We start from the raw sequence: 12,720 nt of genomic DNA, 5'->3' as shown, positions 1-12,720 counted from the left end.
CCCGCTCGGGGGCGACGGTCTGTGCTCGGTCGGCAGCGACTGTCCGTGTTCAGTCGGCAGCGAGCTTCCGTCCTCAGTCGGCGGCGACGGCTCGCAGCACGTCGAGGCGGGCGGCGTGGCGGGCGGGCCGCAGGCCCGCGAGGGCGCCCGCCGTGAGACCCACCAGGGTGACCACGACGAGCTGCGCGGGCGGCAGCGCGAAGGCGAACGCGGTGTCGGGCGCCCCGTCGGAGGCCTTCACCAGGACCCAGCCGAGGAAGCCGCCGAGCGCGAGCCCGCCCGCCGTGCCGAACGCGGCGACCAGCACGGACTCCCATCGGACCATGGCCCGCAGCTGCCCACGGGTCTGCCCGACGGCCCGCAGCAGGCCCAGTTCGCGGGTGCGTTCGTGCACCGCGAGGGTGAGGGTGTTGGCGATGCCGAGGAGCGCGATGAGCACGGCGAGCGCGAGCAGGGCGTAGACGAGGGGCAGCATCATGTCGATGCCGCCCGCCGACGACTGCGCGTACTCGTCGCGGGTCTGGACCTCCGGGTCGCCGTACGCCTCGGCCACCGCGGCCTTGCCGTCGGCCGCGCCCACGCCGTCCTCGAAGGTCACCGACACCAGCGTGTCGGAGTCCTGGACCCGGTGCGGGGCCCAGGCGTCCCGGGTGATGACATAGTCGCCCGCGAGTTCGGACCGCCCGTACAGGGCGCGGACCGTGAAGGCATCCTTCTTGCCGTCGGTGAAGGCGAGTTCGGTACGGTCGCCGACCTTCAGGTGCTGCTCGGCGGCCTCGCCGCGGGTGATCGCGATGCCGTCGTCGCCGAGGCCGTCCAGGGTTCCCTCGACCGTGCCGAGGTCGAAGGCCTCGGCGAGCGCGACCGGGTCGGTGACGGTCAACGCCCGCCCCTCGCCGTCGACTTCCGCCACTCCCCTGCCGAGCCCGACGGCCGTGGCGACCTCCGGGCGCTCGGCGAGCGCGGGCGCGAGGCACGGGCTGAGGCCGCTGCCGCCCGCCCCGAACGACGGGGTGCTGACCGCGACGTCGCCCGCGAACGAACGTTCTACCGTCTGGTCCATGGTGGCCTTCAGCGAGGCGCCGAAGACCGTGAACAGCGAGACCACGGCGACCCCGATCATCAAGGCGCTCGCGGTGGCGGCGGTCCGCTTCGGGCTGCGCAGGGCGTTGCGCCGGGCGAGCGAGCCGGTGACGCCGCGCAGCCGGTCCAGGGGCCCACCGATGATCCGTACCGCCCGCGCGGACGCGACCGGCCCGAGCACCACGAACGCCACGAGGGCGAGGACCGCGCCGGCTCCGACCGCGAGGGGCAGCAGCAGCGACGTGCCGCTGACGACCAGGTCCCCCTCGGGGAAGGGGAAGCCGATGGCGGGGAACAGCGCCTGGAGGCCCACCGCGACGCCGATGCCGCCCGCGAGCCCCGCCGCCGACGCGACCACGGCCACCGCGCCCGCCTCGGTCAGGGTCGCCGCCGTGACCTGCTTGCGCGAGGCGCCGAGAGCGCGCAACAGGGCGTTCTCGCGGGGACGGAGCTCATGGCTTGGCTCCTTCCGGGGCGGTGTCGGGCGCGGGGCGTGCGGGGGCGGCGCCGGACGCAGAGCCCGCCGCGGCGTCCGGCACGGTGCCTGTGGTGGTGTCGGGCGCGACTCGTGCGAAGGACGCGGTGCCGGACACGGCGCGCGGCCCGACGCCTTCCGCGGCTCGCGCGTCGAACGCCTTGAGGCGGTCCAGGACCTTGTCGGCCGTGGGCGCCGCCATGCGGTCCGTGAGGCGGCCGTCGGCGAGGAAGAGCACTTCGTCCGCGTGCGCGGCGGCCACAGGGTCGTGGGTGGCCATGACGACGGTGCGGCCCATGCCGCGCACCGCGCGGCCGAGCAGGCCGAGGACTTCCTCGCCGGACCGGGAGTCGAGGTTGCCGGTGGGTTCGTCGGCGAAGACGACGTCGGGACGGCCGGCGAACGCCCGTGCCACGGCGACGCGTTGCTGCTGGCCGCCGGACAGTTCGGCGGGCCGGTGGTGCAGCCGGTCCTGAAGGCCGACGACGTCGATGAGGGCCTCGGTCCACTCCAGTTGCTCCTGCCGGGCCCGCCGGTCCTGTCGCCCGTGCCGGTCCTTCCGGCCACGGCCGAGGCCTCGGCCTCGCCCGAGGCCGCTCCCGTGCCCGGCGAGGTCCATGGGCAGGGTGATGTTCTCCGCCACGGTCAGCGTCGGCACCAGGTTGAAGGCCTGGAAGACGAAGCCGACGCGGTCGCGGCGCAGCAGGGTCAGGCGCCGGTCGTCGAGCGAACCGAGGTCGGTGTCGCCGATGTACGCGGAGCCGGACGTCAGCGTGTCCAGACCGGCGGCGCAGTGCATCAGGGTGGACTTGCCCGAGCCGGAAGGCCCCATGATCGCGGTGAAGCGGCCTGCCGGGAAGCCCACGCTCACACCGTCCAGGGCGGTGACCGCGGTCCCGGAGGTGCCGTGGACCTTCACGGCCGCCTCGACCCGGGCGGCGTACGGGACGTGCGGAGCGCCGGACGGCCGGTGCGGGGTGGCGGTGTTCATGCCCGGCCGCCCTTCACCGCGCGACTGAACTCCTCCTTGAGGACGCTCAGCCGCCGCCAGTACTCGTCCTCGTCGATCTCGCCGGTGGCGAAGCGGTGGCCGAGCACCGCGATCGGCGACTTGTCGTCGCCGCCGAACCGCCGGGGCCCCCGCCGGCCGCGGCCCGCCGTACGGCGCACGAACGCGATGACGCCGATGACGACGGCCGCCCAGATCAGCGGAAGGAGCAGGACCCAGGGGCCGGGTCCGCCGTCGAAAGCCAGGGTCTGCATGGTCTCCATCTCCTCGGTGAGCACGGCTTCGGATCGATCACCTCCGAGACTCCTCGCCGAACGGCCCCGAGTCGTCGTACGACCAGCGGCCGCGCGGGTACCTCCGCGGGAGTACGCGGGGCGGTGACGGCTGCTCCGATCCCCCTGCGGTCGGGCCCTTCCCGGCCATGTCCACCGCCTGTTACGGGCCAGGGCACCGAGCACGGCCTGTGCGCTCGTCCGGAACAGGCAAGGGAGGGTGTCCCGTACGGGACAGACAGGACATGCGGCGCGGGATTGACTTCCCGCCAACCACCCGATGAACGAGCCGAGGGAGTCCGTCCCATGCCTGAGCAGCCGAAGAACGAGTTCTGGAAGAACCTCAAGCCGATCGAGAACTCGTTCAAGCCGGACGCGCTGCCGGAGGTCTACCTCTCCGACGTCGCCACCGACGACGACCGCTACTACGCGCCCTTCACCGACACCGTCAGCTCCCGCCCGCTGTGGATCAACGTGAAGGACAACACGTGGTCCGACATCCTGCGGGCCAAGGAGGCGGGCCTGGTCAACCGCCACTACCACCCGCACGAGGTGTTCGCGTACACCATCTCCGGCAAGTGGGGCTACCTGGAGCGGCCCTGGACGGCCAGCGCCGGTGACTTCGTGTACGAGGCTCCGGGCGAGGGCCACACCCTGGTCGCGTACGAGAGCGAGGAGCCGATGAAGGCGCTCTTCATCGTCAAGGGCCCGCTCATCTGGCTGGACGAGAACGGCGAGCCCAACGGGTTCTTCGACGTGCACGACTACATCGAGATGTGCCGCCGCCACTACGACGAGGTCGGCATCGGCGCCGACTACGTCAACTCCCTGTTCCGCTGACCGGCGGCGTCCGGAACCCGAGTCCAGAACCCGACATGAGGTCGCCATGACCAGACCCTCTTCCCGGTCCGGCGCCGCGCCGCCGGACCCGGTGGCGGCACCCGGGGACGCCGAGGCCCGCCGCTACGAGCACCGGCTGCTGCTCGTCCTCTTCGCGGCCTTCGGCTTCGTCTTCTTCGACCGCCAGGCGCTGACCTTCCTCGCCCCGTTCATCTCCGACGACTTCCACCTCTCGCACACGGCCCTGGGCGTCCTGTCCGGTGTGCTTGCGCTCACGTGGGCACTGTCGGGCCTTGTCTGCGGCAGGCTGGCGGACCGGTACGGCCGCCGCCCGGTCCTGATCGCCGCCGTCGTGCTGTTCTCCTGCTTCTCCGCGGCGGGCGGCCTGATGACCGGCTTCGCCGGTCTGCTGATCGCCAGGGCCCTGATGGGCCTCGCGGAGGGCGCGGTCCTGCCGCTGGCGCAGTCGCTGATGGTGGAGGCCTCGCGGGAGCACCGGCGGGGCCTGAACATGGGCCTGCTCCAGGGGTCGTCCGCGGGGCTGCTCGGCGGCATCGTCGCCCCGCTGGTCGTGGTCTGGATCGCCGAGCACCACAGTTGGCGGACGGCGTTCCTGGTGACCATCGTCCCCGGGCTGCTGATCGCCGTGTGGATCGTGCGGTCGGTGCGCGAGCGCCCGCCCGCCCCCGTGCTCCCCGCCGCCCCGGAAGCCGCCGCGCCGGAGGAGGCCGCGCCGGAGGAGGCCGCGCCGGAGGAGGCCGCGCCCTCGCTGCGCGAGGTGCTGCGGGAGGTCCTCGCGCACCGCAACATCGTGCTGTGCGCCCTGGCGGCCTGCTGCTACCTGACCTGGTTCACGGTCATCATCACCTTCACGCCCACCTACCTGGAGGACGAGAAGGGCTTCTCCTCCGGCACGATGAGCCACGTCATGACCTGCTTCGGCGTGGCCTGGGTGCTGTGGGGCTTCCTGACCCCGGCGGTGTCCGACCGGATCGGCCGGCGGGGCGCGCTCATCGCCTTCACCGTCGTGGCGGCGCTGTGCCCGCTGGCCGTGGTGTACGTCGACGACCCGGTGCTGCTCGGCGGCGTCGTGGTGCTCACCTACACCGGTCTCGGCTGCTTCACGCTGATCATGGCGACCATTCCGGCCGAGACCGTGCCGCGCCGGACGCTGACCGTCGCCCTCGGCCTGGTCATGGGCGTCGGTGAGCTGGCGGGCGGGTTCCTCGGGCCTCTGGTCGCCGGTCTCGCCTCGGACGTCTGGGGTCTGGACGCGGCGATGTTCATCTCGTCCGGCGGCGCCGTCGCCGTCGTGCTGCTCGCCCTCGGGCTGCGGGAGACCGCCCCCGCGGTGCTGCGCCGCAGGAGCGCCGACGCCGGGCTCGCCCACACCACCACACCGGTCACCACCTCGGAGAGTGCACTATGAAGGCCGCGGTCTGGTACGGAGCGCGCGATGTACGGGTCACCGAGCGGGAGGTGACCCCGCCGGGCCCGGACGAGGTGCTCCTCTCGGTGGCGTACTGCGGGATCTGCGGCAGCGACCTGCACGAGTACGCCGACGGCCCGCACTCGGTGCCGGTCGGCAAGGCCCACCCGGCCTCGGGCGTCCGCGCCCCCCTCGTCCTCGGGCACGAGTTCTGCGGCACGGTCACCGCCGTGGGCCCGGCCGTGCGGGGCCTCGCGGCCGGTGACCGCGTCGCGGTCGAACCGCACTACCGCTGCGGCGCCTGCCCGCGCTGCCTGGCGGGCGAGTACAACATCTGCCGCCACTTCGGCTTCGCCGGTCTGATGGGCCACGGCGGGCTCGCCGAGTACGCCACGGTGCCCGCGTACATGGCGCACCGGCTGCCCGACGAGGTGCCCTTCGAGCAGGCGGCGCTCTTCGAACCCGCCTCGGTCGCGCTGCACGCGCTGCGGCGCGGCGGGGACGCCGACAGCGTGGCCGTCGTGGGCCTCGGCCCGGTCGGACTCCTCACCGTGCTGCTCGCCGCGCGGCGGGGCATCCGGCGGATCGTCGCCTGTGACGTCGACCCGGCCCGGCTCGGCCTCGCCGCGCGCCTCGGCGCGACCGAGGTGGTGGACGCCCGGGACGCCGGGGAGGGGGACGCGGGGCTCCGGGTGCGTGCCGCCTGCGGGGGTGAGGGCGCCGACGTGGCCTTCGAGGTGGTCGGCTCCCAGGCGGCCCTGGACACCTGCCTGTCGGCCACCCGCCGCGGCGGGCGGACGGTCCTCGTGGGGCTGGGGCGCCGCGTCAGCTTCGACTCCTCGGCGCTGGTGGACAACGAGCACTCGATCGTGGCGAGTGTCGGCTACCGGGACACCTACCCGGAGCTGATCCGGCTCGTCGGCACGGAGGGCCTGGACCTCCGCCCCGTGGTGACGTCCGTCATCGGCCTCGACGACGTGGTGCGTGCGGGGTTCTCGTCGCTGCTCGACGGCGGCGACCAGATCAAGATCCTGGTGTCGCCCTCGGCCTCGCCCTCGGCCCCTGCGTCGGACTCGGCCCCGGACTCGGACTCGGCCCCGGTCCCTGAAGCGCGTACCCCGGCGGCCCCGGCGCCCGCCGGACGGAGAGGAGACAGCCGATGACCACCGGCGCACCGACCGGCACCGGCACCGGGCCCGTACCGCCCGTCGCGGGCACCGGCCCCGGCGCCGCCCCGGCGTTCCCCGGCCCCGACGCCTTCGCGGGCCGCACCGCGCTGGTCACGGGTGGCACCTCGGGCATCGGTGCGGCCACCGCCGAGCTGCTGGCGGAGCTGGGCGCCCAGGTGTACGCCCTGGGGCTGCCGCCCGCGCCCGGCGGCGAACCGCCCCGGCACGAGCGGGTGCGCGTCGTCGAACAGGACGTGACCGACCGGGAGGGCCTGGCCCGGCGTATCGCGGAGACCGGCGCCCTCGACCACTTGGTGGTCTGCGCGGGCACGAGCGCGGACCGCGCCGAGTACGAGCCCGCGACCTGGGACCGCGTCCTCGCGGTCAACCTGGGCGCGGCGATGACGGCGTGCGAGGCGGCCCGGCCGCTGCTGGCCCGCCGGGCCGACTCCGGCGACTCCATCGACTCCGGCAGATCCGGCGGCTCCGACGGCTCCAGCAGCCCCGGCAGCTCCGGCAGCTCCGGCAGCTCCGGCAGCTCCGGCAGCTCCATCGTCACCGTCTCGTCCATGTTCGCGCTGTTCGGCAGCCGGGACCGGCCCGCCTACAGCGCCAGCAAGGGCGGCGTCTCCCAGCTCACGCGGTCCCTGGCGGCCGAGTACGCGTCCGACGGCATCCGGGTGAACGCGGTGGCGCCGGGCTTCGTCGTCACCCCGCTGGCCCGCGGGGTGCTCGACGACCCGGCGGCGGCAGGTGCCGTGCTCGCCCGCGTCCCTATGGGGCGCCTCGGGCTGCCCCGCGAGGTCGCCTCGGTGATCGCGTTCCTGTGCGGCCCTGCGGCGGCCTACGTCAACGGCGCGGTGATCCCCGTCGACGGCGGCTACTCGGCGGTCTGAGACCCCACCAGGCCGATCCGGACCCGCGCCGCCCCAGGCCCTCCCCGAGCGACAGCCCGCGCGGCTCCCCCCACTCCACGGAACGCGCGCTTCACCCCGACCCGCCCCGCCCTGTCACCCCCGTCCGACGGCCCGCCCCGAAGAACCGGGGCGGGCCGTCGGACGGGGGTCCGTCTTCGGGTCGTGACCGGAGCCGCATCGCCGAGTAGCCTTCGCTGACGGGCACAGCACACGGGCGCCCCGGCCGGATCCGGCCCCGGCGGAACCTCTCCGACGGAACCACTCCGGCAGGCCCTGCCCGACGCGCCGAGCCCGGCGGGCCCCCCGCCCCGGCACATCCGGCCCGGCACATACGGCCCGGCCCGCCGGGGCCTGCTTCGAAGGCGCACTCCCCCGCGGCGCGCAGGACACTGGCTCACGGCAGCAAGGAGGCCGAGTTGACCGGACACCCCGCCACTGTGTTCTCCCGAGTGACGACACGGTCGGTCGACCAGGCGGACCGCGTCGACCTCTGGGAGGACTACAACCGGCAGGCCCTGGTCGGCCTGACCTGTTCCCCGTACTCCGACGACGGACTTCTCGCCACTCAGACCAACGTCGGCCTCGGCAGCCTGCGCCTGGCCGACATCGCCGGGAACGAGCACGTCATCGAGCGCAACGCGCGGCTGTGCCGGGAGACCCCCAAGGACTCCGTCTTCGCAACCCTGCTGGTCTCGGGGCAGGCGGTGTTCTTCCACAGCGGCGGCTGCCTCAGCCTCGGCGCGGGCGACCTGGTCCTGTACGACACCCGCCGCTCCTACCTGCTCGGTTTCCCCACGACCATGCGCCAGCTCCTGGTGGACATCCCCCGGGAGGTCTTCGCCGAGCGCTGCCTGTCCGCCGAGCTTCCGGTGCCGCTGGTCTTCGGGCGGCGGTCGTCGGCCGACGCCCCGGCGGTGCGGGTCCTGGAGTCCGTGCTGGGCGGCTGGTTCGCCCAGCGGGAGCCCGGCGACGTGACGGGCACCGAAGGCACCGTCCTGGGGCTGGTGCGCTCGCTCGCGGCGTCCCGCCTTGGGGACGGGCGGCCCGGCGACGACCAGGGCGCCCGGCTGCTGCTCGCCAAGGAGTACATCGACCAGCGCCTGTCCGACCCCCGGCTGTGCGCGGAGCACGTCGCCGACGCGGTGGGCGTCTCCACCCGGCAGCTGAGCCGCGACTTCCGGCAGGCCGGGCTCAGCCCCTCCCGCCACATTCTGGAGAGCCGCCTGGAGCGGGCCCACGAGCAGCTCACCGACCCCGGTTCGGCACGCCTGACGGTGGCCGACATCGCGCACGTGTGGGGCTTCGCCAGCCAGTCGCACTTCACCCGCGTCTTCCGTGAGCGGTACGGGCGGACACCGGGCGAGCTGCGCCCGGCCTCGCCCGGCCGCCCGGACTGACCACCGCGACGGCGCGCGGGGGCCGACAAGGGGCGCGGCCGCGGCTCCCGTCCCCGGCCCCCGTCGCGACCGCCGTCACCGGCCGCCGTCACCGGCCGGCGTCAGCGGCCGGCGTCGTCCTCCGCCAGCACGCGCTGGGCCACGGCGAACGCGGAGTTGGCAGCCGGGACACCGCAGTAGACCGCCGTCTGGAGCAGTGCCGCGCCGATCTCCTCGGCCGACAGCCCGTTGCGTCGCGCCGCCCGGACGTGCATGGCCAGTTCCTCGTAGTGGCCCTGCGCCACGAGGGCCGTCATGGTGATCAGGCTGCGTTCGCGGCGGGAGAGCCGGTCGTCGGTCCAGATCTCCCCCCAGGCGTAGCGGGAGATGAAGTCCTGGAACGGAGCGGTGAAGCCGTTCTGCCGCTCCTGCGCGCGGTCCACATGCGCGTCCCCGAGTACCTGGCGGCGCACCGCCGTCCCCCGCTTCGCGGCCCCGGCCCCCGAGAAGTGGGTGCGGAGCGCGGTCAGCACGGCTTCGGGCCGCTCGCACGGTGCGAGGTGGGAGGCGCCCGGAATCTCGGTGAGCGAGGCACCGGGGACCGTGTCGGCGATCTCCCGCAGGTGTGCGGGCGGAGTCGCGGGGTCCTCGCGGCCCGCGAGGAGCACCGTGGGGGCGGTGATCGAGGAGAGCCCGTCCCGGATGTCGAACGCGGCGAGCGCGTCGCAGCACGCCGCGTACGCGGCGGGGTCGGCGGCACGGTGGTCGGCCACGAGGCGGGGCACGGTGAAACCGGGCGTGAACCATCGGGACGGCGCGCTGTCGGCGAGTGCGGCCAGACCCTCGCGGCGTACGCGGGCGGCCCGCTCCTCCCACGGGGCGGAGCCGCCGAAGTGCGCGGACGAACAGATGACGGCGAGGCTCTCCACCCGCTCGGGGTGGTGCACGGCGAGGTGCAGGCCGACGGCTCCGCCGAGCGAGACGCCCGCGTAGGCGAACCGGTGGATGTCGAGCGAGTCGGCGAGCGCGAGCACCAGTGCGGCCAGGTCGCCGACGGTCACTCCCGGGCCGACGAGGTCGGCGGCGGAGCCGCCGTGGCCGGGGAGGTCCCAGCGTACGACCCGGTGCGTGACGGCCAGTTCGGGGGCGACGGCGTCCCACAGGGCGGTGGAGGTGCCGAGCGACGGGCCGAGGAGCAGGGCGGGGGCGGAGGGCGGGCCCTCCGCGCGGTGGTGGGGCAGTCCCCGGTACTGGCCGGTGGCCGGGGAGGTGTTCGGCTTGCTCGTCACTGTCGCTCCAGGGCACGGTCGGTGAGGATCCCGGCGGAGCCGGTGTAGCGCGCCGGGTCGGTGAGATCGTCGACGTCGAGGGTGAGGCCCTCGCCATTGAGGGGAAGGCCTTCGCCGTCGAGGGGAAGACCGTCGCCGTCGAAGGGAAGACCGTCGCCGTCGAAGGAAAGGCCGTCGACACCGAGGCCGTCGAGTTCGGGGTGTTCGGTGAGGAGCTCGGCGAGTGTCCTGCCCTCTGTCCTGGTGCGTGCGGCGAGGTCCGAGAGGAGCGCCTTGGCCCGGCCCCGGCCCAGGACAGGGGCAAGGACGGCGGCCACCCGCTCGGAGACGATCAACCCGGCCGTCAGGTGCAGATGCTCGCGCATGGCGTCCGGGTGGACCCGCAGCCCCTCGGCAAGTTCGGCGGTGTCGCGGGCGGCCCCGCCGACCAGACGCAGCAGATCGCGGAGCGTCTCCCACTCCGCGTGCCAGGCGCCGGCGGGGCGCTCGTCCTCCGCGGCCATCGAGGCGTACAGGGTGGCGGCGAGGCCGGGGGCGCGGCGGGCGGCCCCGGCGACGAGCGTGGCGCGCACCGGGTTCCTCTTGTGGGGCATGGCCGAGGAGTCCCCGCCGGTGCCCTCCGACAGCTCGGCGATCTCGGTGCGGGACAGGGTGAGGACATCGGCCGCCGTCTTGCCGAGGGCCCCCGCCGTGAACGCGAGGGCGCCCGCCAGGTCCGCGACGGGCGTGCGGAGGGTGTGCCAGGGCAGATCCGGTGCCGCGAGGCCGGTCTCGTGCGCGTAGGCGGCGGTGAGGCGTCGCGCCGTGCCCGAGTCCCCCTCGTCGCCGGGCGGGCCGAAGGCGGCCATGGTGCCGGCGGCACCGCCGAGTTGCACGGGCAGCGAAGCGCGTACGCCACGCAGCCGGTCCCGTGCGTCGAGGACCAGCGAACGCCACCCTGCCGCCTTGAGGCCGAAGGTCGTCGGTACCGCGTGCTGGGTCAGGGTGCGGCCGGGCATCACCGTGTCCCGGTGCGCCGCGGCGAGACCGGACAGCGCCCGTTCGGTGCGCCGCAGGTCTTCGAGGACGAGGTCCACCGTGCGGGCCGCGACCAGCATCATGGCGGTGTCCATGATGTCCTGGCTGGTCGCCCCGCGGTGCACGTAGGGGCCGAACTCGTCGGGCACGGATGCCGTCAGGTCCGCCACCAACGGGATGACGGGGTTGCCGCCGCCCCGGGCGCGGTGGGCGATGTCACGGACGTCGAAGCGGGCCGAGCCTGCCGCGGCCGTGACCGCCCGGCCGGCCTCCGCGGGGGCCTGGCCGAGGGCCGTCTGGGCCCGGGTGAGGGCCGCCTCGGCGTCGAGCATGGCCCGCAGGAACGCGGTGTCGGCGGTCGCGGACTCGGCGGGGGAGCCTGCCCGCCCGGGGGCGAGGAGGCCGTGATCGATGTCGGAGGATGTCACGGGAACTCCAGGAACACGGTCTCGCCTTCACCTTGAAGCCGGATGTCGAAACGGTAGGCACGGTTCTCACCTGGCCGCGCGATCAGTGTGGCCCGGCGCTCCCGCTCCACGGAGTCCAGCAGCGGGTCGGTGCCGTCCGCGAGGTAGGCGCGCGTGAAGAGGTGGTGCAGCAGGCCGCGCGCGAAGACGCAGACGCTGATGTACGGCACTCCGGCGGTGCCGGGCTGAAGGGTGTGGAGGGCGTAGTGACCGTCGGCGTCCGTGGCGACCCGGCCGAAGCCGGTGAAGTCGGTGCCGTTGCGGCCGAGGAAGCCACCCGTCACCGGGTTGCGGCGGAGCGAGCCCGGAGCGCCGGCGAGAGAGCGGTCCGGGGCCGCCTGCCAGAACTCCAGGAGGGCGTCGGGCACCGGGTCGCCGTGGCCGTCGAGCACGTACCCGTGCAGCACGATGGTGTCGGGGTGGCCCTTGGGCGCTATCTGCTCCCCCTCGGGGAAGGGAAGCGCGTACCCGTAGAAGGGGCCGACGGTGTGGGACGGCGTGGGGAGGATCGTCTCGGTCATGACGCTCAGTGCCCTTCTTCGATCCAGGTGGCGGAGGGACCGTCGAGGACGATGTCCCACTCGTAGCCGAGGGAGAACTCGGGCCGCGACAGGTCGTGGCGGTAGGCGGCGACCAGTCGTTCGCGGGCGGCCCGGTCGGTGACCGAGCGCAGGATCGGGTCGTAGGGGAACAGCGGGTCGTTCGGAAAGTACATCTGTGTCACGAGGCGTTGCGTGAACGCGGTGCCGAAGACGGAGAAGTGGATGTGGGCGGGGCGCCACGCGTTGGTGTGGTTGCGCCACGGGTAGGCGCCCGGCTTGATCGTGGTGAACGTGTACCGGCCCTCGCCGTCCGTCAGTGTGCGTCCGACGCCGGTGAAGTTGGGGTCGAGGGGCGCCGGATGCTGGTCGCGCAGATGCGCGTAGCGGCCGGAGGCGTTGGCCTGCCAGAGTTCTATGAGCTGTCCGCGTACGGGGTGCCCGGCGCGGTCGAGCAGCCGCCCCGACACGGTGATGCGCTCGCCGAGCGGCTCACCCTGGTGCTGGACGGTGAGGTCGTTGTCGGTCTCCGTGATGTCGGTCGGGCCGAACACCGGACCGGACAGCTCGACCGTCTCGGGATCGCCGCCGTGCACGGGGACGAGCGGCTGCTTGGGGTGGCGGAGCAGCGAGCTGCGGTAGGGCGCGTAGTCGCGCCGCGGGTGGTGGCGGGCGGGCGCGCCTGCCGCCAGCGCCTCGTCGTAGGCGTTCTGGAGTTCGTCGATGGCGGTGTCGATGTCCGACTGGGTGTGAGTCATGAGGTTTCCCGGATTCCTAGTACGTACGTACGGGCGTGCGTACGCGAGTCCATGAGGGCGGGTCTACGGGCGGGGCACGG

The 12,720-nt window shown here is 74.1% G+C and carries 11 protein-coding genes and 1 pseudogene; 5 read left to right on the top strand and 7 right to left on the bottom strand.

The window, feature by feature from the left end; all coding sequences use genetic code 11:
* Positions 1 to 73: 73 nt before the first annotated feature.
* The 3 genes and pseudogenes from GPA10_RS23885 to GPA10_RS23875 form a co-directional block, all read right to left on the bottom strand.
* A pseudogene (locus tag GPA10_RS23885) lies at positions 74 to 1,531 on the bottom strand (ABC transporter permease); the annotation flags it as partial.
* A 4-nt stretch (positions 1,532 to 1,535) separates the two neighbouring features.
* Positions 1,536 to 2,549 (bottom strand): ABC transporter ATP-binding protein, encoded by a 1,014-nt coding sequence (locus GPA10_RS23880; protein ID WP_246259619.1) that lies wholly within the window; start codon positions 2,547 to 2,549, stop codon positions 1,536 to 1,538.
* On the bottom strand, positions 2,546 to 2,821 hold the full coding sequence (locus GPA10_RS23875) for an SHOCT domain-containing protein (RefSeq protein WP_157167270.1): 276 nt from the start codon (positions 2,819 to 2,821) through the stop codon (positions 2,546 to 2,548). Before GPA10_RS23875 ends, GPA10_RS23880 begins: the two co-directional genes overlap by 4 nt.
* Before the next feature lie 324 nt (positions 2,822 to 3,145).
* Here GPA10_RS23875 and GPA10_RS23870 point away from each other — a divergent pair, with 324 nt between their 5' ends.
* The 5 genes from GPA10_RS23870 (at position 3,146) to GPA10_RS23850 (ending at position 8,591) form a co-directional block, all read left to right on the top strand.
* Entirely contained in the window at positions 3,146 to 3,679 is a 534-nt protein-coding gene (locus GPA10_RS23870; protein WP_058851144.1) for a 2,4'-dihydroxyacetophenone dioxygenase family protein, read from the top strand.
* Between the two features lie 46 nt (positions 3,680 to 3,725).
* Positions 3,726 to 5,108: an MFS transporter gene (locus GPA10_RS23865; protein WP_157167269.1), complete on the top strand. Its 1,383-nt coding sequence runs from the start codon at positions 3,726 to 3,728 to the stop codon at positions 5,106 to 5,108.
* Positions 5,105 to 6,271, top strand: coding sequence for a 2,3-butanediol dehydrogenase (locus GPA10_RS23860; RefSeq protein WP_157167268.1), 1,167 nt, complete (start codon positions 5,105 to 5,107; stop codon positions 6,269 to 6,271). The genes GPA10_RS23865 and GPA10_RS23860 overlap by 4 nt, the downstream gene beginning before the upstream one ends.
* A complete protein-coding gene (locus tag GPA10_RS23855; RefSeq protein WP_157167267.1) occupies positions 6,268 to 7,173 on the top strand; it encodes an SDR family NAD(P)-dependent oxidoreductase in 906 nt (301 codons plus the stop codon). Before GPA10_RS23860 ends, GPA10_RS23855 begins: the two co-directional genes overlap by 4 nt.
* A gap of 437 nt (positions 7,174 to 7,610) precedes the next feature.
* On the top strand, positions 7,611 to 8,591 hold the full coding sequence (locus tag GPA10_RS23850) for a helix-turn-helix domain-containing protein (RefSeq protein ID WP_157167266.1): 981 nt from the start codon (positions 7,611 to 7,613) through the stop codon (positions 8,589 to 8,591).
* Between the two features lie 101 nt (positions 8,592 to 8,692).
* Here the strand turns inward: GPA10_RS23850 and pcaDC are convergent, their stop codons facing one another.
* Genes pcaDC through pcaH form a run of 4 tightly spaced genes read right to left on the bottom strand, consistent with a single transcriptional unit; the run spans position 8,693 to position 12,640 of the window.
* On the bottom strand, positions 8,693 to 9,859 hold the full coding sequence (pcaDC, locus tag GPA10_RS23845; RefSeq protein WP_343041265.1) for a bifunctional 3-oxoadipate enol-lactonase/4-carboxymuconolactone decarboxylase PcaDC: 1,167 nt from the start codon (positions 9,857 to 9,859) through the stop codon (positions 8,693 to 8,695).
* Positions 9,856 to 11,304 (bottom strand): 3-carboxy-cis,cis-muconate cycloisomerase, encoded by a 1,449-nt coding sequence (gene pcaB / locus GPA10_RS23840; RefSeq protein WP_343041264.1) that lies wholly within the window; start codon positions 11,302 to 11,304, stop codon positions 9,856 to 9,858. Before pcaB ends, pcaDC begins: the two co-directional genes overlap by 4 nt.
* On the bottom strand, positions 11,301 to 11,864 hold the full coding sequence (gene pcaG, locus GPA10_RS23835) for a protocatechuate 3,4-dioxygenase subunit alpha (protein ID WP_157167265.1): 564 nt from the start codon (positions 11,862 to 11,864) through the stop codon (positions 11,301 to 11,303). The genes pcaB and pcaG overlap by 4 nt, the downstream gene beginning before the upstream one ends.
* Before the next feature lie 5 nt (positions 11,865 to 11,869).
* Entirely contained in the window at positions 11,870 to 12,640 is a 771-nt protein-coding gene (gene pcaH / locus GPA10_RS23830) for a protocatechuate 3,4-dioxygenase subunit beta (protein ID WP_157167264.1), read from the bottom strand.
* Between the last annotated feature and the right edge of the window lie 80 nt (positions 12,641 to 12,720).

This window comes from Streptomyces typhae (assembly GCF_009755605.1).
GTDB lineage: Bacteria > Actinomycetota > Actinomycetes > Streptomycetales > Streptomycetaceae > Streptomyces > Streptomyces typhae.
Note: the sequence above shows the minus strand (reverse complement) of the source record. Positions and strands in the feature narration are given on the sequence as shown.

What these genes read in the sequence shown, in the direction of transcription:
- GPA10_RS23855 (WP_157167267.1), top strand. Translation starts at nt 6,268, where the DNA reads ATGACCACCGGCGCACCGACCGGCACCGGCACCGGGCCCGTACCGCCC.
- pcaH (WP_157167264.1), bottom strand. Translation starts at nt 12,640, where the DNA reads ATGACTCACACCCAGTCGGACATCGACACCGCCATCGACGAACTCCAG.
- GPA10_RS23875 (WP_157167270.1), bottom strand. Translation starts at nt 2,821, where the DNA reads ATGCAGACCCTGGCTTTCGACGGCGGACCCGGCCCCTGGGTCCTGCTC.
- GPA10_RS23870 (WP_058851144.1), top strand. Translation starts at nt 3,146, where the DNA reads ATGCCTGAGCAGCCGAAGAACGAGTTCTGGAAGAACCTCAAGCCGATC.
- GPA10_RS23860 (WP_157167268.1), top strand. Translation starts at nt 5,105, where the DNA reads ATGAAGGCCGCGGTCTGGTACGGAGCGCGCGATGTACGGGTCACCGAG.
- pcaG (WP_157167265.1), bottom strand. Translation starts at nt 11,864, where the DNA reads ATGACCGAGACGATCCTCCCCACGCCGTCCCACACCGTCGGCCCCTTC.
- GPA10_RS23865 (WP_157167269.1), top strand. Translation starts at nt 3,726, where the DNA reads ATGACCAGACCCTCTTCCCGGTCCGGCGCCGCGCCGCCGGACCCGGTG.
- GPA10_RS23880 (WP_246259619.1), bottom strand. Translation starts at nt 2,549, where the DNA reads ATGAACACCGCCACCCCGCACCGGCCGTCCGGCGCTCCGCACGTCCCG.